The following is a 22,870-nucleotide window of genomic DNA, read 5'->3' on the forward strand; positions in this document are numbered from 1 at the left end:
AGTAATGACACTGCCATTCTAGTTGGTTTAGTCAACCGGCGCAGCCGCACTGTCACCAGAGCGGCTGCGGATCTCAGCGTTCATAATTAACGAGTCTCAATCATGGAAAACCGTTTATTACAGGCGAAGGCAACGCGTCCTCAGTACGATCGCGACAGCCTCAAGGCACGCATTGTTCATTTAGGGTTTGGCGCGTTTCACCGTGCGCACCAGGCGGTGTACACCGATATACTCGCCGCAGAACAGGGCAGCGACTGGGGTTACTGCGAAGTTAACCTGATTGGCGGCGAACAGCAGATCGCCGATCTGAAGGCACAGGATAATCTTTATACCGTAGCAGAGATGTCTGCCGATGCGTGGACGGCGCGCGTGGTCGGCGTCGTCAAAAATGCGCTGCATGCGCAGGTCGACGGCCTTGAAACCGTGCTGGCGGCGCTGTGCGATCCGCAGGTCGCCATTGTTTCCCTGACCATCACCGAGAAAGGGTATTGCCACTCCCCGGCAACCGGACAACTGATGTTCGATCATCCGTTAATCGTTGCCGACCTGCAAAACCCCCATCAGCCGAAATCTGCGCCAGGCGTAGTGGTTGAAGCGCTGGCGCGGCGTAAGGCGGCGGGGCTGCCAGCATTCAGCGTGATGTCATGCGATAACATGCCGGAAAACGGCCACGTGATGCGCAATGTCACCTGCGCCTACGCGCGCGCTGTTGACGGCGAACTGGCCGACTGGATTGAAGCGAACGTCACCTTCCCGTCAACCATGGTGGACCGTATTGTGCCCGCCGTCACGGCTGAAACGCTGGATAAAATTGAACAGCTGACCGGCGTACGCGATCCGGCAGGTGTCGCCTGCGAGCCGTTCCGCCAGTGGGTGGTAGAAGATAATTTCGTCGCCGGACGTCCACAGTGGGAAAAGGCCGGTGCGGAACTGGTTTCTGATGTCATTCCGTTTGAAGAGATGAAGCTGCGTATGCTTAACGGCAGCCACTCGTTCCTGGCCTATCTCGGCTACCTGGCCGGTTATCAGCACATTAACGACTGCATGGAAGATGAACATTATCGCGCAGCCGCGCATGCGCTAATGCTGAAAGAGCAGGCGCCGACGCTGAAAGTGAAGGGGGTGGATTTAGCTCACTATGCCGACCTGCTGATCGCACGTTACAGCAATCCGGCCCTGCGCCACCGCACCTGGCAAATCGCCATGGACGGTAGCCAGAAATTGCCGCAGCGGATGCTCGATTCCGTTCGCTGGCACCTTGTCCACCAGAAACCCTTCCCGCTGCTGGCCCTCGGTGTTGCGGGCTGGATGCGTTATGTCGGCGGTGTGGATGAGCAGGGTAACGCGATTAAGGTGAGCGATCCGCAGCTGGCGGTGATTCAGGCGGCGGTAAACGGTAGCGCTGAAGGCGAAAGCCGCGTTAGCGCGCTGTTGGGCATTGAGGCTATTTTCGGTAACGAGCTGCCGAAGGACGCGGTGTTTGTGGCTGCGGTCATGCAGGCCTATCAAACGTTGCTGCAAAAAGGCGCGAAGGCCACGGTTGCTGAGTACGCCTCCCGGCTTTAACGCGATGACATGCCGCCGTCCGCGGCGGCATGTCGGGGCGCAGCTTAGTGCATCCCCAGGCGAATCAGCTCAATCGGTTCGAACTTACCTTCGCATCCTTCGACTTCAACCGTTTTACCACGGCGCACCTGCTCGGCATTAAGGCCGTCGCTGTGGATCGCTTTAATCACGCCGAACTGGCCTGTGCCGCTAATCATGACGCGGCTGCCAGTGGTGATTGCATTTCGGTTACGGTCGTATGTCATCATGGTATTTTCTCCTCTCGTACTTATCCGTTACGGCGCTAATTCAACGGCTGCCGTTCACGGGGCACTATTAATACGCCTCTCTTTAACGAAATTATTTGCTTTTGATCAAGCTCACACTTTTTTCTTATTTCATGCAGGCGTTGACGGTTCAGGACACCACTTTACAAAGCGGACAGTTATTTTCCTTAATTGATAGTTTCCGGGTGCAAGTGTTTAGGCTTTGTTTATATCCACAATGTCATTCTGGAGGCAGAAAATAACCCTTCATCGGAAAAGGAGTCAGGCTTATGTATAAGAAAATTTTGATGCCTGTTGATGTGTTTGAAATGGATTTGAGCGATAAAGCGGTACGCCACGCGGTCAACCTCGCGAAGGCGGAAGGCGCGACGATCAACCTGGTCAACATTCTCCCTAACAGCAGCCGTTCGTTACTGCGGGGGTTCAATGCCGATATTAAGAAGTTCGAAGAGTATATGACCGCCGAGTCTGATAAGAAGATGAAGGCGCTGAAACGGCTCTTTGATATGTCCCCGGACAATATTGACTGTGAAGTTCGCTTCGGCAACGTACGCGATGAAATCATCAAGCTCAGCAAAGAGGGGAAATACGACGTTATTGTTATCGGATCAAAAAATCCGAGCATTACAACCCATCTGCTGGGTTCAAATGCTGAAACTATTCTGCGCTACGCCACTATTCCGGTATTAGTGGTCCGCTAATTACTTCGCCGCAACCGAAAGGAGGCGGCGAGGTTTTATTCTTCGTTGAACCACTCGCGGTTTTCCTGGCGAATTAACTGAACTGACTCACTAATTTCCTGAAGGTGAAGCGTCATCGCTTTATCTACGGCTTCCACGTCGCGTTTTTCCAGCGCGCTGAAAATATCATGATGCTGGCGCAGCAACATCTCTGGCGGAGAAACATGGTCGAGGCTCATGTAGCGCACGCGGTCGATGGTAGCTTTGATGTTTTCGACGGTATCCCACGCGAGCTGGCACTCGGCGATCTGCGCCAGTTTCTGGTGGAACTCGTCGTCCAGCTGGAAAAAGTCGTTTAACTGTTTGCGGTCGATGGCGATTCGTTGCTGATGCAGGTTTTGCTCCAGCAGGTAGCACTGGTTATCGTTGATGAGCGACGCGGCGCGACGCACCACGGCGCACTCGATGGCCTGGCGAACAAAACAGCCATTCCGTACCTGCGAAAGCGAAATTTTATTTACATAGCTGCCGCGCTGAGGGCGGATCTGAATAAGGCCGTTTTCTGCGAGCTTAATAAACGCCTCACGTACGGGCTGACGGGAAACGTCAAAACGTACCGAAACCTCTTTTTCTGAGAGTGGCGTTCCCGGTGGGATCAGGCAGCGAACAATATCACGGCGTAAGATGCGATATATTTGCTGATTAACGGGCTGGGTAGGATTAAGTTGCGATTCAGCGGCCATGGGTTGTGATTTCTCAGAGAGTTAACCTGAACATACTACCATTCTTTTCCCTGCCATCACATACCCGGCCCGCAGGCCGGGCAGGGTAAATTAACCGCGATGCACGCTGAGTCCGGCATAGGTCTGGCTGACGGGCATCATCTCAACCGTATTGATGTTGACATGCTTCGGCAGATTCGCGACCCACCAGACGGTTTCGGTGATATCTTCCGGCGTCAGCGCATTCGCGTTTTCATAGGTTTTATCCGCTTTCGCGTCGTCGCCTTTGAAACGCACGTTGGAGAATTCAGTTCCGCCTACCAGACCCGGTTCAACATCGGTCACGCGGATCGCGGTTCCGTGCAGGTCGGTGCGCAGGTTCAGACTGAACTGGCGGACAAAGGCTTTGGTCGCGCCATAGACGTTGCCGCCCGCGTAAGGCCAGCTTCCGGCGGTGGAACCGATGTTAATGATATGGCCACGGTTACGTTCAACCATGCCCGGCAGCACGGCGCGGGTCATGTACACCAGCCCTTTGTTGTTGGTGTCGATCATGTTTTCCCAGTCTTCCACGCTGGCTTTGTGGGCAGGCTCCATGCCCAGTGCCAGGCCAGCGTTATTGACCAGCACGTCAATTTCACGCCATTCGGCAGGCAGGTTGGCAATCATCTCTTCGATGGCGGCGCGGTTGCGGACGTCCAGCTGCGCGGTCAGAATGCTGTCACCCAGCTCGTCTTTTAGCTCCTGCAAACGCTCCTGACGACGCCCTGTTGCAATCACTTTGTGTCCGTTGGCGACGAAGCGACGCGTGATGCTTTCACCAAAACCCGCTGTCGCCCCGGTAACTAAAATAATCATCTCACTGTTCCTCAACGCTTTTTGTGTTGTACTAACATAGCACGCTCTCCGGCACGTCGTTAAGGCAACATTTGTATGACGCCATTGCAGGCCGGCGCAGGCTGGCCTACTCTGGGGAGAAATACCGTGCTCAGGAGTAAACGATGTCGGTCAACAATCCTTTTTTTGAAATTAGCCTGTTGCCTTATCAGGCGCCACGTTTTGATGCGATTAACGACAGCCATTATCGTCCGGCATTTGATGAAGCAATGCGCCTGAAGCGTGCAGACATTGACGCGATTATCGCGCAGCGCGCCGCGCCGGACTTTGACAATACCGTGCTGGCGCTGGAAAAGAGCGGGGCCATGCTGTCGCGCGTGAGCAGCGTGTTCTTCGCCATGACGTCCGCACACACCAACGATGATCTTCAGGCACTGGACGAGCAGTTCTCCACCGAACTGGCCGGGCTGGCGAACGATATCTGGCTAAACGATACGCTTTTCGCCCGCGTGGAAGCCGTCTGGCAGGATCGCGAGGCGCTGGATGCCGAATCCCGACGACTGACGGAGGAGATGTATCAGCACTTTGTTCTTGCGGGCGCGCGTCTGAACGCCGATGAAAAAGCCGAGCTGAAAGCCCTGAATACCGAAGCCGCCACCCTGACCAGCCAGTTCAACCAGCGCCTGCTGGCGGCGAACAAGGCGGGAGGGCTGGTGGTGGACAATGTTCACCAGCTTGACGGGCTCAGTGCGGAGGAGGTGGCTGCCGCGGCTCACGCTGCCGCAGAAAAAGGGCTGACGGATCGCTGGCTGATCCCGCTTTTGAATACCACGCAACAGCCCGCGCTGGCGGCGCTGTCGTTGCGCGAGACCCGTAAAAAGTTGTTCAGCGCGGGCTGGGAACGCACTCAGAAAGGCGACGAAAACGATACGCGCGAGCTGATCCGTCGGCTTACCGCGTTGCGGGCAAGACAGGCGCAGCTGCTCGGCTTTGACAACTATGCGAGCTGGAGCATTGCCGATCAGATGGCGAAAACGCCGGAAGCCGCGCTCGAATTCATGCGCGGGATAGTTCCTGCGGCACGCGGCAGGGCCGCGCTGGAGCAGGCGGATATTCAGAAGGTCATCGACGACGAGCAGGGTGGTTTTACGGTACAGGCCTGGGACTGGGCGTTTTATGCCGAACGTGTGCGCTCAGCGAAATACGCGCTGGATGAGTCGCAGATCAAACCCTATTTCGCGCTCAATACCGTGCTGGAAGATGGCGTATTCTGGACCGCCACGCAGCTGTTCGGTATCCGCTTTGTCGAGCGTTTCGATATTCCGGTTTACCACCCGGATGTTCGCGTGTGGGAGATTTTCGACCACACGGGTGAAGGCATGGCGCTGTTCTACGGCGACTTTTTCGCGCGTGATTCCAAAGCGGGCGGCGCGTGGATGGGGAATTTTGTTGAGCAGTCTTATGAGTTTGCCGCGCGTCCGGTGATTTATAACGTCTGCAACTATCAAAAACCGGCGAACGGGCAGACCGCGCTAATCTCCTGGGATGATGTGATTACCCTGTTCCACGAGTTTGGCCATACCCTGCATGGCCTGTTTGCCAGCCAGCGCTATGCCACGCTTTCAGGCACCAACACGCCACGTGATTTCGTTGAATTTCCTTCGCAAATCAATGAACACTGGGCCAGCCATCCCCAGGTGTTTGCGCACTTTGCTCGTCATTATCAAACCGGCGAACCGATGCCGGATGCGCTGCGGGAAAAAATGCTCAATGCGACCCAGTTTAATAAGGGTTATGACATGACGGAGCTATTGAGCGCCGCGCTGCTGGATATGAACTGGCACGGCATTCAGGAGCCCGTTGAAGACGTAGAAGCCTTTGAAGCCGCCGCGTTGAAAAAAGAGGGGTTGGATCTTCCAGCCGTACCGCCGCGCTATCGCAGCAGCTATTTCGCCCACATCTTCGGCGGCGGCTACGCGGCGGGCTATTACGCCTATCTCTGGACGCAGATGCTGGCGGACGATGGCTACCAGTGGTTTGTCGAGCAGGGCGGTTTGACGCGCGTGAACGGACAGAAATTCCGCGAGGCGATTTTGTCCCGCGGCAACAGCACTGATTTAGCTGAACTTTACCGGAACTGGCGCGGGCACGATCCGAAGATCGAACCGATGCTGGAGAATCGCGGATTGAGTGCGTAAGGCTTTTTTAGTGTGGGAACAGAACCGGGCGCGAGGCCCGGTTTTTTCTTTCCCAAAATGAATCCTTAATTCTGCGAAATTTGCAGGAGGATAGGGGTCAGCTTCACGTAGCTACACCTTTACTTTTACCCAGTAAGGATCCCCGCGACTTTAGAACATCTGGCGCTTTAACCCGGCTTTATCCGTTGGCCGGACTAAAGATACTGCTTCAGCGTCCACGTTTATAAGTCAGCCATCCCTCACAGGATGGCTGTATATTGTTTAATTTAATGAAATACGAACCACACTATCCGGGCCTTTCGTCGTGTTGTCGTCATTGAAGTCCTGCTTCACGGTTACGTATAACGTTTTACCGTCCGGTGTTACCAGAAGACTGTTGGGATGGCTGGTGAACGTCCAGCTGTTTTTCACAGCATAGCTCCCGGCGTCAAGCTGCAACACCTTCCTGGATTCGCGCTGAGTGATGAAAATTTCGTTGCGCTCAGCGTTAAACTTTATTCCCAGCGCATCGCCTTTAAGACGCTTGATAACTTTCCCGCTGCGCTCATCAAATACCAGTGTGGTTTTGGCTTTTGAATCATCAGTCACGAACAGGCGCCCGGTGGCCGGATCTTCTGCCATATTCAGGAACAAATACGCTTTTTTATCTCCCGGCGTCCAGCGCTGTTCGATTTTATACGTCTCCGGGTGAATCACCAGAATTTCACCGCCGCCATTGGCGGCATAAAGGCGGTCTGTCAGCGGCGAATAAATAATCCCCGTCACCCATTTCCCGGCATTTTCGATTCGGGCTTTTAGCGTCATGGTGTTGGCATCAACCACGGAGATAAACCCAGGGTCGGCAACGCCACCGATAAACAGTTGTCCCTTGTGGAAGAGGATTTCACGCGCACCAACCGGGTCGCCATCCTTGTCTTTGCCTTCAAACATCAGGCGCTGTAGCACCTTGCCGCTTTGCACGTCCACTTTCGATACCCCGCCATCAAGGGTGTTGGTGGTGTAGTAGACCTTGCCATTATCGTCCGCTGCCATGCCGAAGTTTTTCAGGTCGGTGTGGGTTTCACCTTGCGTGGCAAGCGTTGTGGGATCCAGTTTATAGAGCACCCCGCCGTTGACGTTTTTGAAACTCTGTGCGCTCGCAACGTACAACGCGTTTGCCGTTGGGGAGTAAACCATCTCATACAGACCGTCAGCGAGTTCGCGCTGCTTGAGCTCAGCCGAACCCGGGAGGGCTGCTGACGCCGTTGCGCTCAGGGTTAACGCCGCGGTAAGAATGCTTAAGCCCCATGTCTTTCCTTTTAGCCAATGGAATGTGTTCATTTTTTGTTCCTGTCATGCGCGAGCCGCGCTGATTTTGATAAATATACATTTATTTACATTTAACTTACAAAATTACCTGTGCATAATAAAGCAAATAATTATCATTTCCATTCTTATTTGGATGAATGATTTGCACATAACGACAACAACAGACAGGTAACATGATGATTTTTAATGGCAGGGCTAATCGCGCGAAAGCGCCCGCAGGGTTAATTCCTGCTTCCTTCTCACTTTCACTGCTTGCGCTGGCAATGTCCGCCGTCATGCACCCGGCACAGGCGGATGAAAATACGCAAGAACAAGAGATGGTTGTCTACGGTGACGGGAACGGGAGCGCCGACTCGCAGCAGGATTATGCGGTAAAAACCACGCGTTCAGGCACCAAAATGCTGCTGACCCCGCGCGATATCCCCCAGTCAGGCAGCGTCGTGACGCGCCAGCGTATGCAGGATCAAGACCTGCAAACCATTGACCAGGTACTTACCAATGCCACCGGCGTTTCGTCGCAGCAGGTTGATAGCGAGCGTTCCAGCTACTTTTCCCGCGGCTTTGAAATCACCAATTTCGCCTACGATGAGATCCCCACATCAATGGGCGACGCGTGGAATTTTGGCGATGCGCAGGAAGATACTGCCATTTATGATCGTATAGAGATTGTGCGTGGCGCAAACGGCCTGATGACCGGCGCTGGCGATCCGGGAGCAACGGTGAACATGGTGCGTAAACGTGCCGACAGTAAAACCTTCAGGGGCAACGTCAGCGCAAGTTACGGAAGCTGGAACAAACAGCGTTATGTGGGCGACATCTCCGCGCCCCTCAATTCCGACGGCAGCCTGCGTGGGCGCGTCGTGGCAGGTTATCAGGATCAGGACAGCTGGCTTGACAGATATGGCAAGCGCAAGAAATTTCTCTATGGCGTCATTGAAGGCGATGTAACGGAACACACGACGGCCTCGCTGGGCTGGGACTATCAGCAAACAAACACAGCCAACCCGACCTGGGGCGGATTACCCAGCCTGTACAGTAACGGCAGCCGTACCCATTACGATCGCAACGTCAATACCTCGGCAGACTGGACGGGATACTCCGTTGAGTCGCGTAAAGTTTTTGCTAACCTCACCCACAACTGGGATAACGGCTGGTCGGTGCGTTTCAATGGAACCCACGGCGAGCAAACGTTCAATGATACCCTGCTTTATGTGATGGGCAATCCGGACGCCACCACCGGAAAAGACGCATCAGGCTGGGGTAGTAAGGATCGCGGCAAGCGCACTCTGGACGCCTTTGATGCCTACGCCAGCGGGCCTTTTGAACTTCTCGGGCGTCAACATCAGCTGATGGCCGGAGCCAACTATAGCCGACAGCACAATGCTACCTTCAGCAAAGACGGGCCAATGGACAGTGCTCAGATTGGCATCTTCAACAACAGCTGGGACGGCAGCGTGGCCGAGCCGGAGTGGGGCGACTGGTATCAAAATGCGGATGATATCGTGCGGCAAAAATCGGCGTATACGGCGGCACGCCTGTCGCTGGCGGATCCGTTGTCGCTAATCGTTGGCGCACGTTATACCCAGTACAGCTCAGATGGCAGCAGCGGCGATATGCGTAAATACAACACCACCCCTTACGGCGGGCTGGTGTATGACATCAACGACAGCCTTTCCGCTTACGCCAGCTATACCTCAATTTTTGCCCCGCAAACCAAACGCACGAAAGAGGGTGCATGGCTCTCTCCCGTCACCGGTAAAAATTATGAAACCGGCCTGAAGGCAGACTGGATGGACGGTCGACTGACCACCAACGTTGCCGTATTCCGCATAGAACAGGAGAACGCGGGGGAGGAAATCAGCGGGGTATTCGTTAATGGATCCAGCGAACAAGCTTATCGCGCAACCAAAGGCGCAGTGAGCAAAGGCGCGGAATTTGAGGTGAACGGTGCCGTTACCGACAATCTACAGCTTACCTTCAGTGCGACCCGCTATGTTGCCCGTGATTCAGATGGCCGCTTCAACAGCTTTGCGCCGCAGACGCAGCTTAAGCTGTTCAGCCGTTACCGCGTCCCGACGCTTCCGGATCTGACCGTAGGCGGCGGCGTGAACTGGCAGAATCAGGTGTACAAAGATGTCACCGGTCCGGACGGCGAGACGCAGCGCCTCTATCAGGGCAGCTATCCGCTCGTCGACTTGTTCGCGCAGTATCAGCTGACGAAACAGCTGGCGGTGCAGGCAAACGTTCGTAACCTGTTCGACCGCGAATACTACTCATACCTTGATGACTCTGCCGTCTATGGCGAACCGCGTAGCGTCTCGGTAAGCATGAGTTACACATTCTGATCTAATCAGCTTATCTCTATCCTGGCCATCACCTGTTCCGAAATGCGCTTCGGCCCCACCAGCGGCAACGACACGGCGATGGCCGCCATGCCATTGCCATCCTGGTAACGAATAATGTGCCGGTTTGAACGGGGGACGAGCCTGGTGCCGGAAACATTGGATCAGTTAAAGAAGACGTATGTTGGATATGCAGTAAAACAGCCAGACGCAAAAGCGTAAATATTCAATGAACAGGACGCCCTCAGACTCGAGGGGAATCCTGAGCAATACTAAAAGGGGACCTGTTTCATCCTGAAGCGATGCGTCTCTTTATGCAGTTTCATGCGCCTATCGGTAAATATCCCTGCCACTCTGGAAGATCGCGGTGCCCTGTATCGCAGGGTGTCAGATGAATAAACAACCCTCCAACCTTTTCAAGCAACAGGCAATCATCAACCTCTTTTAAATTATCCTTATGTTGTTGATCGACACCGCAAAGTAGCGTTAGTAATGCTTTCTCCTTAGCCTGCCGGGCATTTTCGGCGACGACAGATCATATTCGTGCAGTTCTGCAAGCGTATCCGGCCTGTAACCACCCGCATTGACGAAAAATAATCTCTTCGTAGTCTGGGGCGGCTCCGGGGAAAGCGTGACAGAGTATCCGTCGGCCCACGTGATACGGCTATAGCCGTCTATATGAATTTTATCACTATCACCAAACCATGCTTCACGCAGTGCAGGCCAGGCATCATTGGGCTTACGTGCCGCCACAAACTGGATGTCGTGGACCTCAATATTGGATTTACCGGCATTTCCGCCGACATAAAACATATACAAATTCATACAACCCTCAGAAGTTATTTTAATCGCTATATATTTAACTATATAGCGAGTTGGGCTACAACTGTGCAAAAGACATTGATGACAATGAGTTCAAGATTCTTCTACGCAAAGCCACGAGGAGTTTACGCAGCATGTTTCATGAACTATTGCCCACAATTGGATGACAACATCTGACTAAGTCGACCATGTACCACCCAGACCGATTTCCTTTTATTCAACCTTGCATCAACGGCGCGCTTGAGGAGGTTGTCATTGCGGTGATTTTTCTGGAAAATTCGATATATAAAAGCATATATAACGAGAGGGTGTTTATGGCCAGGAAACGAATGCAGGTTGTGCTGGTGGCGGTTGCGCTGCTGCAAATGCCATCCATGGCGCTGGCAAAGGATATCAGGGTGACTTATGCCGGTTCCATGGGCAAAGTAATGGACCAGGGGTTAGGTCCGGCTTTTTCCAGAGCAAATAACGACGGCTATCAGGGGCAGGGCCAGGGTGCATACGGGATGGCACGCCTGCTTGCAAGCCACAAAATTGAGGCCGATGTGTTTGTCTCCATCACCCCGGGGCCGATGCAAATTCTCAAAGACGCCGGGCTGATAGATGAGGCGGTCCCTGTCGCCAGTACCAGCATGGTGGTCGCTTACAGTCCTGAGGGTAAATATGCAGCGCAGTTTGAACAGGCCAACAGAAAGAAAGACGGCTCGTGGCTGACTCTGCTGACGCAGAAAGATGTTTTATTTGGCCGCACCGATCCTTATGTCGACCCAAAAGGCCAGAATATTGTGTTTAGCCTGATGCTGGCGGAAAAGTATTACAACATACCGGGCATCACCAATAAAATTTTAGGCTCGCTGCAAAACCCACAGCAGACTCATCAGGAAGGAGGGCTGCTGGCGCGTCTGGAAAGCGGTCAGGTGGATGCAGCAGCGGGATACGAGAGTGAAGTTCGCTCAGCGCATTTGCCGTATGTCGCGCTGCCGGATGAAATAAACCTCAGCAACCCGGCGATGACGAAACAGTGGTATGACACCGTCAGTTTTACCATTAAAGACAGCAAAGGCCAGGATCAAATCCTGCACACTCAACCAATGGTGTTCTATGCGGCGGTGCTGAAAAACGCGCCGAATGGTGTAGAACAGGGACAAAAGTTCGTATCGTTCATGCAAAGCGCCGAGGGGCAGAAATTGTTCAAAGCGTTTGGCTACGCCGAACCTAAAGGAGACAGCTTATACGCCCGCTAAGAAAACCGGGCTGGGTGGCGGGGTGGTTATCTCTGCCCGCTATCCTGCTGTTAAGTATCCCCTTTATCACGCTGATTAGCGTCACGCCCTGGCATCATCTGAAGCTGGCCTGGCGCGACGACAGCGCCATTGCCGTCTCTATGGGACTGGGTGTGCTGGCACTCGGAATTATCATTCTTATCGGCATGCCGGTGGCATTGTGGCTGTCACAAGCCACGGGTCGAAAACGATTGATCGGTGAACTGCTGGTGATGATCCCTCTGCTGACGCCACCGCTGGCAATGGGGATTTTGCTGGTTTCGGCTTTCGGGCCTTATGGCGTGATTGGCCGCTGGCTTTCACTGTTGGGAGCTACGCTGGTAAATAATCCGGCGGCGTTTGTGCTGGCTCAGGTTTACGGCGCTTTGCCTTATTTTATCGTGGTGTCGCGTTCGGCGTTTGCCACTGTTCCCCAAAATATTCTTGAAGCGGGACAAACGTTGGGAGCTTCTCCCTGGAACCGCTTTCGTTTTCTTACATTACCCCTGGCATTGCCTGGGCTGGCTTCTGCCGTAACACTCGCCTGGGTTCGCGCGGTAGGCGAGTTCGGGATCGTGATGATCTTTGCTTATTTCCCGCAGGGTATACCGGTAAAGCTGTATACCAATCTGCAAAATGACGGGGTGGACACAGTATATACTTTGCTATGGATGCTGCTGGTAGTGACGCTTCCCCTGCCAATGGTCTGCTTTGCTCTTGGCAAACGAATGGCCAGGAAATGAACACCCCTTAGATCGTCCGTTCCTCGTTCATAGCGGATGAGCTTGCTCACGTTTCCATTTCAGCGGGCTACCTCGAATAACCCCAAACCGGATTCTTCATAAAAGGCCACACACAGAAACCTCCAGTCAGTCAGACTGAAAGTACAGGGCAGGAAGAAAATGTGGCGCGCGCTGGATATGTCTTACAATCGGATCGGTGGGATTATGCTGGGGGAACCATGGAGGCGTAAATCGGTACGTCGCGATAGCGGAAGAAATTACGCAAAGTTAACGTTGTATGCTCTTTGTCTCCCGAAGCCAGAACCGGGCTTTGCGCCCGGTTACTCTTGTATTAACCACATGTCCGACTCTTCGAACATCTCCTCAAGCATGCGGTTGAGCTTTTCACGGTCGCTTTTGCTGGCGTCGCTGTTCAGGCCGTTCGCTTGCATTGGCTTAACCGTCACGCTGGCATCAGGAAAAATCCGGTGCACGCGTTTTGTCAGTTCGGCCAGAATGATTTCCCTGGCTCCCTCCAGCCCCTGTACGTTTCGCTTGTCATAAACCAGTTCCACAAACATGATTGTTTACCTTATGGATATTACGCATGTGATTCAGCCTGAACGTAAAATACTACTGTATATGGGTACAGTCAAACGGCGTTCAGACTAAAGCATTGTCCAGAGCAATGCAGACAGCGTTGCCAGCCCCCCCAATACGACCAAAAACACCGTCACGCCGCGAAGCTCTGCCAGCGAGGGGCGGGTGTATATGAGGTACGCCGGGATAAGGAACAGGATCACCGCGATCAGTGGTCCGCAGAACATTTCAATCAGGCTGAGCACATCCGGATTGGCATAAACAATGCCATAGGTCATCAGGAACAGCGCCAGAGAGGCCAGCCGCTTGCTGGCGTTGGCCTTTTTGCCGGATACGCTGGCAGCCAACTGGCCAAACGTTTGTGCGACCGACAGACCTACGCCGAGGAAGGATTTCGTCATACCGATGATAGCGATGAGCGGGGCAATGTGGTAAATCAGGCTGAAATCACCGTTTCCCTTCATCACCGACAGCACATTCAGGTTTTCCGCCTTCGCTCGCACAAAGTTGTCATGGGGGATCCCCAGCACGCAGCTCAGCACGAAAAAGAGGATACTGGCGAAGATAGCTAAGTAGGCGATACGGATCACGAACAGTGCCTTTTTCTCACCCTCCGCTTTCCTCTCCCGGTAGTAAGAGCTCAGCGGGGAGACCATAGGTGCACAGCAAAACGAGAAGGTAATAAGCGGCAGCGTCAGCCAGATATTTTTCAGCGTTACCGGCAGCGGCGTGGCGTTCATTTCAGCGGCCGTATCGGTCAGGTTAGACAGATGCCATCCCGGGATAAGTGATACGGCGATCAGCAGTACAGATGCCGCGAACGGCAGCGCCAGTGCGCTCATAATGGCCACGACTCTGTCCCGGCCCTTGCTAAGCACCACATACAGCGCAGCAACCACGATAAACGACAATGGCCCACGGCTGATGGCGGTAATATGCAGATGCTCCACCAGTAAATTACTCAGCGCATTAATCAGCGCCACCCCGTAAACCAGGGTTACCGGGAAGAAGGTCACACAATAGAACAGGGTGATCAGCTTTTCACCCCTTCCGCTGAAGAAGGAGCCGAAGATCGGCAACGTGCCGTTTTCAGTCTTCTCTTCACGCATATATACACGACAAAGGAGTAAATGGGGGATCAGGGATAACGGCAGCCCCAGCAGGAGCATAACCAGAAAAATAACCGGACCACGGGTGCCGATTTCCACGGGAAGGAACAGTGTTCCCGCTCCGACGGCTGTACCATAAAGGCCCAGCGTCCAGATATTATCCTGCCAGTGCCAGTTAGAGCGTGTTGTAATATTAGCTGAGAGAGTTGTGGCTTTATTCATCATATTTTACCGCGTTGTTAGAGGGGCGACGACTTATTTAGTTTTTATCTGTCTGTAGTCGTCGCTGCGCCATTACGTCACGGGTGGGAGGGGTTTGATGTTGCATACCGAAAACCTTATGTGTATGCCTGCAATAACTATCGTTATTCTTTGACGATGCTTTAACAGGCGGTTAATTAAGAAAGGGATTTGTTAAATTAACGAACAAATAACGACTGACTTTCCCTGCCTGCACGTCTGTTAATTAAAGAATAAACACCCTGTTTTATTAAGTACCATAAGGCGCCATCATATTGAAGGGGGGCTTATTTAATTATTTTATTGGGCGTGAAATTATCCCGTTATGCCTGAAATTAAAAAACAGAATGTAGACAATCGCGTAACCCGCTCGTAGCTTTCGAACCGTCTTGTAACATAACGCTCTCTTTATGGTGGCGAAGGGGTTCAGGACGTCGGGTAATGACTCCAACTTACTGATAGTGTTTTATGTTCAGATAATGCCCGATGACCTTGTCATGCAGCTCCACCGATTTTGAGAACGACAGTGACTTCCGTCCCAGCCTTGCCAGATGTTGTCTCAGATTCAGGTTATGCCGCTCAATGCGCTGAGTGTAACGCTTGCTGATTACGTGCAGCTTTCCCTTCAGGCGGGATTCATACAGCGGCCAGCCATCCGTCATCCATACCACGACCTCAAAGGCCGACAGCAGGCTCAGAAGACGCTCCAGTGTGGCCAGAGTGCGTTCACCGAATACGTGCGCAACAACCGTCTTCCGGAGCCTGTCATACGCGTAAAACAGCCAGCGCTGACGTGATTTAGCACCGACGTAGCCCCACTGTTCGTCCATTTCAGCGCAGACAATCACATCACTGCCCGGCTGTATGCGTGAGGTTACCGACTGCGGCCTGAGTTTTTTAAATGGCGGAAAATCGTGTTGAGGCCAACGCCCATAATGCGGGCGGTTGCCCGGCATCCAACGCCATTCATGGCCATATCAATGATTTTCTGGTGCGTACCGGGTTGAGAAGCGGTGTAAGTGAACTGCAGTTGCCATGTTTTACGGCAGTGAGAGCAGAGATAGCGCTGATGTCCGGCAGTACTTTTACCGTTACGCACCACGCCTTCAGTAGCTGAGCAGGAGGGACAACTGATGGAGATGGAAGCCACGGGAGCACCTCAAAACCACCATCATACACTAAATCAGCAAGTTGGTAGCATTACCAGGACGTCGTATGCCTGCTATTAAACGCCCCATAAGAAAATCCTCTTCTATACTCAGTTACGTTTAGTGAAATATGCCGCCGCTCCACACGTCGCGTTCCCTTAATAGTGGCGGGCAGCAGGGGTATATATTCACGAAAACGCCTTAATAATGGTCAATTTTGCATTTTAGAGGGGGTTTCCTGGTATGTTGCATTCTCAATCCTCGCGGGTCGGCAGCATTTTGCTGCTGCTGACCGCGATAATAGCCTTCGCGGTGGCGCTATACGCCTGGTGGACGCCGCTTACCGGCGTCACTGGCACCATTGGCGCACTGGGCGTGGTCATTGCCAGCGTAGTGCTGGCGATCCTGACCTTTATGTTACGTGCGGCATCGCGTCGCGGGGCGCGCGTTTTTCTGATTATTGTCACCCTGATGGTGTTGGCGGGTATTGCTTTCGCCGCCGCGCTGCTGCACCAGTACATCATAACGGCAGCCATGGTGGTCGGCCTGATTGGTCTGATTATGCTGAGCAGCCATTCCGCTCGTTACAACCATCCCGTCAGAAGCTGAGGAGCCGCCCGTGCACAACGATAAGCATTATCCCTTCATAAAAGTCAGCATGACGGCGCTGGCGCTGCTGGTCGCTCCGCTCGCGCTACAGGCGCAGGATAAGGCCGCTGAAGCCTCGCAGGGGACACAGGAATCACTGAACATTGATGCGGCCGATCAGCAGGCGCCCGGAACCACAAAAACCACCGACGATGCCTCAACCGGCAGCGGTGATGGAAAGAGAGTCGCCTCGGCCAGCCAGCCAGCGACGCCGCTGGTGCCCGGCACCGCCACCTGGGACAGCTTCCACGGCCAGCTTAACGCGCAGAAATACAGTCCCCTGACCCAAATTACGGCGGATAACGTCGGGAAATTAACGAAAGTCTGGGAGTTCCATACCGGCGACGTCTCGGATGGTAAAGGCGATACGCCAGCTACCGTCTGGTCCGCAACGCCCATTTTCGCCAACGATACGCTCTATATCGGCACGCCATTCGATCGCCTGATTGCGCTGGATCCGGGGACGGGTAAAGAGAAGTGGCACTATGACACCAAATCGTCGCGCAAGGCGCTGACCCAGCCGGTGCTGAAAAACCGCGGCGTTTCCTACTGGCAGGCCAAAAATCCGGTGACGGGTGAGGCATGCCAGAAGATGGTCTATATGGGCACCGTTGACGGCAAGCTTTTTGCGCTGGACGCCGATTCAGGCAAACCGTGCAGCGGCTTTGCGGACAACGGCGTGCTGGATCTGAACCAGTGGAACACCGTTAACGCGAAGTATCCGCTCTCTGTCCTGCAACCGCCAACCGTTGTCGGCAACCATCTGCTGGTGGGCTGGGCCGGGAAAGACTGGGCCTATGCCGAAGCCCCTCCGGGCACCGTCTTTTCAGTCAACGCCCAGACCGGTAAGCTTGAGTGGACCTTTGAGGCGATCCCGGCAGAGATCCGCAAGCGTACCGGTACCGCCAACGTCTGGACGCACATGTCCGCCGATGAGGCCAACGGGCTGGTCTATCTCCCGGTCTCATCGCCGTCTCCCAACTATTGGGGCGGCAACCGCGTGGACGCTATTCCGCTTGGCACCTCGACCACCGCCCTGGACATCAACACCGGTAAAGTGGTCTGGTCCCGTCAGTGGGTACACCACGACGTCTGGGATTACGATATCAACTCCGCCCCGACGCTGATGGACATCACCGTAGACGGCAAGCAGATCCCGGCGCTGGTGCAGGCCACCAAGCAGGGTTTCCTGTTTGTGGTTAACCGCCTGACGGGGGAGGACGTATGGCCAATCGAAGAACGTCCGGTTCCGCAGGGTGATGGGTCGGTTCAGGGTGAAGTTCTCTCGCCCACGCAGCCATTCCCGACCAAACCCGCGCCGCTGCTCGACCAGTCGAAAAAACCGGAAATCTGGAAGCTGGCGGATATCGTCGGTGGCGGCCAGTGCTCCCGCCTGTGGGATAACCTGACCTATGAAGGAATGTATACCCCGCCGACCACCAAAGGCGAAGGCACGCTCACCTATCCCGATAGCGCCGGCGGCGTCCAGTGGGGCGGGGTGGCGTTCGATCCGCAAAAACAGATCGCCATCGTCAACACCTCGCATATCGTCCAGTACGTGAAGCTGTACAGCCGTGAGGATTACGATAACGCAGACAAAGACTCCGGCAACGAAAGCGGCTTTGCCCCACAGGAAGGCGCCCCGTACGGTATGCGTCTGCTGGTGGCGAGCAACTGGCTTGGCATGCCGTGCTGGCAACCGCCGTTTGGTGAAATCGTGGCGCTGGACATGCACACGGGCGATGTGAAATGGCGTCGTCCGGTTGGCGCCTCCCAGCAGTATGGCTTCTTCATGCCGGAAAGCTGGGGTTCGCCTACCATTGGTGGTCCGGCAGTGACGGCGGGCGGCGTGATCTTCATCGGTGCTTCAATGGATGCCAAAGTGCGTGCCTACTCGGTAGAGAGCGGTGAAGAGCTGTGGTCCGATCAGGCCGAAGCTCCGGCGGTAGCGAACCCGTCCGTCTATGAATATAAAGGTCGCCAGTATGTGGCCTTCGTGGCAGGCGGGAATACCATCCTGAAGGATCAGGTGGGCGATCAGGTGGTGGTCTACGCCTTGCCGGAATAATTCAGCAGGAAGGGGAAATAAGCGTGGGGCCTGCGGGCCCCACTTTATTTTGCAGTAGTCGTTTTACCGACGCGTTATTTATCGGCTGATGCGCCAGCACGCGTTGACATCTGCTCGGCGGACTTCAGATGCTGCTCAACGACCGGAGTGTGCTCGTTGGCCAGAGCCTTCACATCCGGATCGTCGATTTTACTGGCGTCGCTCTTAAGCTTCGACAGCACCTTCTCGTGGTCCTTCACGCCAGCATATTCCATATACATTTTGTCAAAAGCGTCACCGCGCTGGTTTTCCAGCCTTGAGTTCAGGGCTTTATGCGCGGCGTCTGGTTCGGTCGGCAGCTCCACGCCCTTTTTCTGGGCAACGGTCTGGACTTTGGTCAGCGCGGCGCCGTGATCGTCGACCATTTTCTGGGCGAATGTTTTCACTTCACTGGTTTGGGCCTTGTCGAGGGCGAGCCTGGCGGCGGCAACTTCGTTGATATTGGCCTGCGCCATGTCCTTCAATGCTTTCTCGTCGCCGGAGCTGAGTCTGGCGTCCGGTTGAGCCTGGTCCGCAGTTTGAGTTTGCGCGGCGCTGGTTGTCTGGGCTTGTACGCCAACGGTGCTGAACATTGCTGCAACTGCTGATACGGCTAGCAGCCTTTTCAGGGTTTTACTCGTGTGCATATTGTTCTCCTGATGGTCATGGTACAGGTAAGTTTCAATTGCTTCAGGCGCAACCGGCAGATAAATGGCGACTGCACAGGTCAGTATAGTAGATGAACCTGCTGTACCCGCTGTTCAGGTCAGTGATGGCTGGTCGTGATGCTCAATCCTTCTACAATATTGATACGGATCATTTACATATTTGCTGCTAATGTTAAATATATAGATTCATCAACAGGAGGAATGATATGAAAAAAGCACTATTAGGGAGTGTATTGGCTTTAACAGTAGCAAGCTTCGGCGCGTCTGCGGCAGATATGATTTCCAAGGATGAAGCGCACCACTTCAAGCTTGAATACCTTGGTAATGTATCTGTAGGGGCTTCAGGTGGACAAATTTCTTCACCTTCAGATCTTCATCAAAAACTCTCAAAACTGGCAGACGAGAAGGGCGGGAAATACTACGTCATTATCGCTGCCCGCGAGCATGGACCTAACTTCCAGGCCGTCGCAGAAGTCTTTAAATAATTTTCTCAAATAACACAAAAACCCGCTTCTGGCGGGTTTTTTGCTTACAGACAGCCAAAAAAATGCCCCTGATGCGGGGCGAGTGTGAGTCAAAGCTTTTCTTATATTTGTCTTTTTTGTGCTCTAAGGCTTTGGGACAATAACACCTTGTTTAAATAATGCAATCTAAATGCATATTTAAATGCGACGGCAGCATACGTTACACAGATAGTCTACTCTTTACATACAGTTGATCTTGACCCTCCATCTCCGAACAGCTTTTGTATCTTAAGTTAACGATGTCCGCTGCCGCCGGTATTCCCTCGGGGAGTGATATCCCAGCGCGCTGTGCGGGTGGTTTTCATTGTAATGCGTGAACGCTACTGCAAGGTTTCGCAGTGCTGTTCTCACATCCGGTTTTGGCATGAACGCGATATAGTCTTCTTTCATCGTTTTCACGAACCGTTCGGCCATGCCATTACTCTGCGGGCTGCTCACCGCTGTTGTGCAGGGCTCCAGATTCAGCTCTCTCGCGAACCTCCGCGTTTCATACGCGGTATACGCTGAACCGTTATCCGTCAGCCACTGCACCGCTGTGTCGGGCAACCTGTCGCCGAAGCGCTTTTCCACCGACCTCAGCATCACATCCTGCACGGTCGAACTGTCATAGCCTCCCGTGCTTGCTGCCCAGTCTATGGCCTCACGGTCGCAGCAGTCCAGCGCGAACGTTACCCGCAGTTTTTCGCCGTTGTCGCAGCCGAACTCGAAGCCATCTGAACACCAGCGCATATCGCTTTCTGCCACCGCTATCTTGCCCTTATGTTCACGCTTCGGTCGCTCTGGTTTGTGATGCAACAACAACAGGTTATGCTCGCTCATTATCCTGTAAAGCCGTTTGGCATTCACAGGTGGCTGTCCCTCTGTGCGACGTTGCTTGCGCAGGATGCCCCACACGCGTCGATAACCATAACTCGGCATATCGCTGATAATGTTGAGGATAGCCGACAGTATTTCTGCGTCTGCTTCTTCATTACGCCGGTTACAGCGCCTGTCCTGCCAGTCGGCAGAACGGTTAATCCGCAGTGACAGTTGCGCACGCGACACGCCCATGGTCCGGCTGACCATGGCTATTCCCCGTCCTTTGGCAACAAGGGCGCGTGCGCTATCCATTTTCGCGACTGACCGTACTCCACGGCTTCTTTCAGGATCTCAACTTCCATCGTTTTCTTGCCCAGAAGGCGCTGAAGCTCCCGGACCTGCTTCAGAGCAGCAGTAAGCTCAGAAGCAGGAACGACTTCCTCTCCAGCCGCAACGGCGGTGAGGCTGCCTTCCTGATATTGCTTCTTCCACTTAAACAGCAGGCTGGGCTGGATACCATGCAGGCGGGCGACATGGGAGACATTCATACCCGGCTCCATCGTCTGCTGGATAATGGCGATCTTCTCCTGAGGAGTTTTACGTTTACGGACTTCTTGCCCTAACAGGATCCCGGTCATCTCAAAATTGGCGTTAGTGTTAGACATATATTCAAGCCTATCTCTTATCTGGAGATACAGCTACTGTCCGGTGTTTCAGGGGGCTACATCACTCTTTACATACAGTTATGGTGAAAGGCAGTTAATCGTTAGCTGTCGCCTGCTGGAGAATGGAAACAGTAAACGGTTGCAAGAGGTAAACATGAACGTTGACGCACTGACGCAAAAGGCAGAAGAAGAAATTTCAGCGCTTATAACCAAAAAAATTTCAGAGTTACGTAAAAAAACAGGGCAGGAAGTGTCTGAAATTGAGTTTATCGCTCGTGAAGCCATGACAGGCCTCGAGGGGTATGAGGTAAAAATCAAACTTGTTTAAGCGAAATTATTACCTGTTTCGGGACACTGGATAAATCAGAACGGCAAACGTCAGCTAAGACTATCCTGCGCGTGGCAGGATTGAAGCCAAAAAGCCCGGTGACGCTGCGCTTACCGGGCCTACAATTAACGCAATCCACAGGCCGGGCAGGGCGTAGCCGCCACCCGGGTTACCAGGCTTACACTATCGCGTTCGGGCACGCTTCTCCCTTTTCGAGTTGACGCAAATTCCCCAGCGTGGTTTCCGAAATGCTGATCAGCGCTTCGGCGGTCAGGAACGCCTGGTGTCCGGTGAACAACACGTTGTGACAGGCAGACAGGCGACGGAACACGTCGTCCTGGATCACGTCATTAGATTTATCCTCAAAGAACAGATCGCGTTCGTTCTCATACACATCCATACCCAACGCGCCGATTTTTTGCGTTTTCAACGCTTCGATAGCCGCCTGAGAGTCGATCAGCCCGCCGCGGCTGGTATTGATGATCATCACGCCGTCTTTCATCTGGTCGAACGCCGACTGGTTAAGCAGATGATAGTTCTCCGGGGTCAGCGGACAGTGCAGGGAGATAACGTCAGACTGCGAGAAGAGCGTTTTCAAATCGACATACTCCACGCCCAGCTCCAGCGCAGCGGCGCTTGGGTACGGATCAAACGCCAGCAGGCGCATGCCAAATCCTTTCAGGATGCGAAGGGCGGCCACGCCAATTTTGCCGGTACCGATCACGCCTGCGGTTTTACCGTACATGGTAAAGCCGGTCAGCCCTTCCAGAGAGAAGTTAGCATCACGGGTTCGCTGATAGGCACGGTGAATACGACGGTTGAGCGACATCATCATCCCGACCGCATGTTCTGCCACGGCTTCCGGAGAATAGGCCGGGACGCGAACGACCTTCAGACCCAGCTCTTTGGCGGCATCGAGATCGACGTTGTTAAAGCCCGCGCAGCGCAGGGCAATGTATTTCACGCCCTGTTTTTTTAACTCTTCCAGCACCGGTCGGCTACCGTCGTCGTTAACGAAGATACACACGCCTTCGCAGCCGTGGGCGGTTTTAGCCGTCTTTTCAGTCAGCAGAAAGTCGAAAAATTCAAGATCGAAACCGTACGTCTCGTTAACATGTTGCAGATACTTTTTGTCGTACTGCTTTGTGCTATATACCGCGAGTTTCATAAGACTTTCTCCAGTGATTTTGGAACCACGTTAACATGTTTAAAATTATCTTACAATTTTTCAAAATTCATTGAAATCAATAAGTTCTATGAATTATTGTAGAGCATCTACTCTTAAAAATGGCATTACCTTCAACTGACTGGCTAAACATGCGACAATGAGC

Annotated in this window: 20 protein-coding genes and 1 pseudogene; 10 read left to right on the forward strand and 11 right to left on the reverse strand. The window is 53.6% G+C overall.

Annotation, left to right across the window (positions count from 1 at the left end):
- Nucleotides 1–102: 102 nt before the first annotated feature.
- Complete coding sequence (locus AC4OVU_RS10405; RefSeq protein ID WP_045334791.1) at nt 103–1,566, forward strand: mannitol dehydrogenase family protein; 1,464 nt, start codon at nt 103–105, stop codon at nt 1,564–1,566.
- A 44-nt stretch (nt 1,567–1,610) separates the two neighbouring features.
- Here AC4OVU_RS10405 and ydfZ read toward each other — a convergent pair whose 3' ends face one another.
- Nucleotides 1,611–1,814, reverse strand: a complete 204-nt coding sequence (gene ydfZ / locus AC4OVU_RS10410; RefSeq protein ID WP_003857405.1) for a putative selenium delivery protein YdfZ — start codon at nt 1,812–1,814, stop codon at nt 1,611–1,613.
- A 287-nt stretch (nt 1,815–2,101) separates the two neighbouring features.
- Here ydfZ and AC4OVU_RS10415 point away from each other — a divergent pair, with 287 nt between their 5' ends.
- Nucleotides 2,102–2,533 (forward strand): universal stress protein, encoded by a 432-nt coding sequence (locus tag AC4OVU_RS10415; protein ID WP_491928673.1) that lies wholly within the window; start codon nt 2,102–2,104, stop codon nt 2,531–2,533.
- 35 nt (nt 2,534–2,568) lie between these two features.
- Here AC4OVU_RS10415 and AC4OVU_RS10420 read toward each other — a convergent pair whose 3' ends face one another.
- Both AC4OVU_RS10420 and ydfG read right to left on the reverse strand, forming a co-directional pair.
- On the reverse strand, nt 2,569–3,255 hold the full coding sequence (locus AC4OVU_RS10420) for a GntR family transcriptional regulator (RefSeq protein WP_023296540.1): 687 nt from the start codon (nt 3,253–3,255) through the stop codon (nt 2,569–2,571).
- A 90-nt stretch (nt 3,256–3,345) separates the two neighbouring features.
- Nucleotides 3,346–4,092, reverse strand: coding sequence for a bifunctional NADP-dependent 3-hydroxy acid dehydrogenase/3-hydroxypropionate dehydrogenase YdfG (gene ydfG / locus AC4OVU_RS10425; RefSeq protein WP_015570609.1), 747 nt, complete (start codon nt 4,090–4,092; stop codon nt 3,346–3,348).
- 143 nt (nt 4,093–4,235) lie between these two features.
- On the opposite strand from ydfG, the gene dcp reads away from it, so the two are divergent.
- Entirely contained in the window at nt 4,236–6,269 is a 2,034-nt protein-coding gene (dcp, locus tag AC4OVU_RS10430; protein ID WP_040117595.1) for a peptidyl-dipeptidase Dcp, read from the forward strand.
- 261 nt (nt 6,270–6,530) lie between these two features.
- Here the strand turns inward: dcp and AC4OVU_RS10435 are convergent, their stop codons facing one another.
- Nucleotides 6,531–7,589 carry a YncE family protein gene (locus AC4OVU_RS10435; RefSeq protein ID WP_047056678.1) on the reverse strand — a complete coding sequence of 353 codons (1,059 nt, stop codon included), beginning with the start codon at nt 7,587–7,589 and terminating at the stop codon, nt 6,531–6,533.
- Nucleotides 7,590–7,753: 164 nt separating this feature from the next.
- Here AC4OVU_RS10435 and fhuE point away from each other — a divergent pair, with 164 nt between their 5' ends.
- Nucleotides 7,754–9,922, forward strand: coding sequence for a ferric-rhodotorulic acid/ferric-coprogen receptor FhuE (gene fhuE / locus AC4OVU_RS10440; protein WP_491928799.1), 2,169 nt, complete (start codon nt 7,754–7,756; stop codon nt 9,920–9,922).
- Nucleotides 9,923–10,241: 319 nt separating this feature from the next.
- Here fhuE and AC4OVU_RS10445 read toward each other — a convergent pair.
- A pseudogene (locus AC4OVU_RS10445) lies at nt 10,242–10,744 on the reverse strand (DUF1543 domain-containing protein).
- A 326-nt stretch (nt 10,745–11,070) separates the two neighbouring features.
- On the opposite strand from AC4OVU_RS10445, the gene AC4OVU_RS10450 reads away from it, so the two are divergent.
- Nucleotides 11,071–11,985 (forward strand): extracellular solute-binding protein, encoded by a 915-nt coding sequence (locus AC4OVU_RS10450; RefSeq protein WP_129541667.1) that lies wholly within the window; start codon nt 11,071–11,073, stop codon nt 11,983–11,985.
- Between the two features lie 14 nt (nt 11,986–11,999).
- Nucleotides 12,000–12,746, forward strand: coding sequence for a molybdate ABC transporter permease subunit (locus AC4OVU_RS10455; RefSeq protein ID WP_110292946.1), 747 nt, complete (start codon nt 12,000–12,002; stop codon nt 12,744–12,746).
- A gap of 320 nt (nt 12,747–13,066) precedes the next feature.
- Here the strand turns inward: AC4OVU_RS10455 and AC4OVU_RS10460 are convergent, their stop codons facing one another.
- From AC4OVU_RS10460 to AC4OVU_RS10470, 3 genes are all read right to left on the reverse strand, one after another.
- Nucleotides 13,067–13,306 carry a DinI family protein gene (locus tag AC4OVU_RS10460; protein WP_003857390.1) on the reverse strand — a complete coding sequence of 80 codons (240 nt, stop codon included), beginning with the start codon at nt 13,304–13,306 and terminating at the stop codon, nt 13,067–13,069.
- Nucleotides 13,307–13,393: 87 nt separating this feature from the next.
- Nucleotides 13,394–14,656, reverse strand: a complete 1,263-nt coding sequence (locus tag AC4OVU_RS10465; protein WP_110292960.1) for an amino acid permease — start codon at nt 14,654–14,656, stop codon at nt 13,394–13,396.
- A gap of 470 nt (nt 14,657–15,126) precedes the next feature.
- A protein-coding gene (locus tag AC4OVU_RS10470) for an IS1 family transposase (RefSeq protein WP_248786037.1) occupies nt 15,127–15,824 on the reverse strand; the annotation gives its coding sequence in 2 pieces (ribosomal slippage) (nt 15,127–15,575 and nt 15,575–15,824; 699 coding nt in all).
- Nucleotides 15,825–16,065: 241 nt separating this feature from the next.
- Here AC4OVU_RS10470 and AC4OVU_RS10475 point away from each other — a divergent pair.
- Both AC4OVU_RS10475 and AC4OVU_RS10480 read left to right on the forward strand, forming a co-directional pair.
- Nucleotides 16,066–16,431 (forward strand): hypothetical protein, encoded by a 366-nt coding sequence (locus AC4OVU_RS10475; RefSeq protein WP_017694067.1) that lies wholly within the window; start codon nt 16,066–16,068, stop codon nt 16,429–16,431.
- 10 nt (nt 16,432–16,441) lie between these two features.
- On the forward strand, nt 16,442–18,538 hold the full coding sequence (locus AC4OVU_RS10480; RefSeq protein ID WP_110292947.1) for a pyrroloquinoline quinone-dependent dehydrogenase: 2,097 nt from the start codon (nt 16,442–16,444) through the stop codon (nt 18,536–18,538).
- 74 nt (nt 18,539–18,612) lie between these two features.
- Here AC4OVU_RS10480 and AC4OVU_RS10485 read toward each other — a convergent pair whose 3' ends face one another.
- The gene (locus AC4OVU_RS10485; RefSeq protein WP_032619739.1) at nt 18,613–19,203 is read right to left on the reverse strand and encodes a DUF4142 domain-containing protein; all 591 of its coding nucleotides are present in this window, start codon (nt 19,201–19,203) and stop codon (nt 18,613–18,615) included.
- Nucleotides 19,204–19,430: 227 nt separating this feature from the next.
- Between AC4OVU_RS10485 and AC4OVU_RS10490 the strand changes: the two genes are divergently transcribed.
- Nucleotides 19,431–19,709, forward strand: a complete 279-nt coding sequence (locus AC4OVU_RS10490; RefSeq protein WP_003857380.1) for a YdgH/BhsA/McbA family protein — start codon at nt 19,431–19,433, stop codon at nt 19,707–19,709.
- Nucleotides 19,710–19,976: 267 nt separating this feature from the next.
- Here AC4OVU_RS10490 and AC4OVU_RS10495 read toward each other — a convergent pair.
- Nucleotides 19,977–21,184, reverse strand: a protein-coding gene (locus AC4OVU_RS10495) for an IS3 family transposase (protein WP_089617520.1) whose coding sequence is annotated in 2 segments (ribosomal slippage) — nt 19,977–20,863 and nt 20,863–21,184 — 1,209 coding nt in all. Because the reading frame shifts where the segments join, the coding sequence is not laid out codon by codon here.
- Nucleotides 21,185–21,365: 181 nt separating this feature from the next.
- On the opposite strand from AC4OVU_RS10495, the gene AC4OVU_RS10500 reads away from it, so the two are divergent.
- Nucleotides 21,366–21,539, forward strand: a complete 174-nt coding sequence (locus AC4OVU_RS10500; RefSeq protein ID WP_032619737.1) for a GnsA/GnsB family addiction module toxin — start codon at nt 21,366–21,368, stop codon at nt 21,537–21,539.
- Between the two features lie 178 nt (nt 21,540–21,717).
- On the opposite strand, the gene AC4OVU_RS10505 is transcribed toward AC4OVU_RS10500, so the two are convergent.
- Nucleotides 21,718–22,707: a 2-hydroxyacid dehydrogenase gene (locus tag AC4OVU_RS10505; RefSeq protein WP_017384525.1), complete on the reverse strand. Its 990-nt coding sequence runs from the start codon at nt 22,705–22,707 to the stop codon at nt 21,718–21,720.
- Nucleotides 22,708–22,870 lie beyond the last annotated feature (163 nt).

This window comes from Enterobacter sp. 6722112 (genome assembly GCF_058661685.1).

What these genes read in the sequence shown, in the direction of transcription:
- ydfG (WP_015570609.1), bottom strand. Translation starts at nt 4,092, where the DNA reads ATGATTATTTTAGTTACCGGGGCGACAGCGGGTTTTGGTGAAAGCATC.
- AC4OVU_RS10460 (WP_003857390.1), bottom strand. Translation starts at nt 13,306, where the DNA reads ATGTTTGTGGAACTGGTTTATGACAAGCGAAACGTACAGGGGCTGGAG.
- AC4OVU_RS10485 (WP_032619739.1), bottom strand. Translation starts at nt 19,203, where the DNA reads ATGCACACGAGTAAAACCCTGAAAAGGCTGCTAGCCGTATCAGCAGTT.
- AC4OVU_RS10475 (WP_017694067.1), top strand. Translation starts at nt 16,066, where the DNA reads ATGTTGCATTCTCAATCCTCGCGGGTCGGCAGCATTTTGCTGCTGCTG.
- AC4OVU_RS10450 (WP_129541667.1), top strand. Translation starts at nt 11,071, where the DNA reads ATGCAGGTTGTGCTGGTGGCGGTTGCGCTGCTGCAAATGCCATCCATG.
- AC4OVU_RS10465 (WP_110292960.1), bottom strand. Translation starts at nt 14,656, where the DNA reads ATGAATAAAGCCACAACTCTCTCAGCTAATATTACAACACGCTCTAAC.
- fhuE (WP_491928799.1), top strand. Translation starts at nt 7,754, where the DNA reads ATGATTTTTAATGGCAGGGCTAATCGCGCGAAAGCGCCCGCAGGGTTA.
- dcp (WP_040117595.1), top strand. Translation starts at nt 4,236, where the DNA reads ATGTCGGTCAACAATCCTTTTTTTGAAATTAGCCTGTTGCCTTATCAG.
- AC4OVU_RS10490 (WP_003857380.1), top strand. Translation starts at nt 19,431, where the DNA reads ATGAAAAAAGCACTATTAGGGAGTGTATTGGCTTTAACAGTAGCAAGC.
- AC4OVU_RS10415 (WP_491928673.1), top strand. Translation starts at nt 2,102, where the DNA reads ATGTATAAGAAAATTTTGATGCCTGTTGATGTGTTTGAAATGGATTTG.
- AC4OVU_RS10505 (WP_017384525.1), bottom strand. Translation starts at nt 22,707, where the DNA reads ATGAAACTCGCGGTATATAGCACAAAGCAGTACGACAAAAAGTATCTG.
- AC4OVU_RS10435 (WP_047056678.1), bottom strand. Translation starts at nt 7,589, where the DNA reads ATGAACACATTCCATTGGCTAAAAGGAAAGACATGGGGCTTAAGCATT.
- AC4OVU_RS10500 (WP_032619737.1), top strand. Translation starts at nt 21,366, where the DNA reads ATGAACGTTGACGCACTGACGCAAAAGGCAGAAGAAGAAATTTCAGCG.
- AC4OVU_RS10420 (WP_023296540.1), bottom strand. Translation starts at nt 3,255, where the DNA reads ATGGCCGCTGAATCGCAACTTAATCCTACCCAGCCCGTTAATCAGCAA.
- ydfZ (WP_003857405.1), bottom strand. Translation starts at nt 1,814, where the DNA reads ATGATGACATACGACCGTAACCGAAATGCAATCACCACTGGCAGCCGC.
- AC4OVU_RS10405 (WP_045334791.1), top strand. Translation starts at nt 103, where the DNA reads ATGGAAAACCGTTTATTACAGGCGAAGGCAACGCGTCCTCAGTACGAT.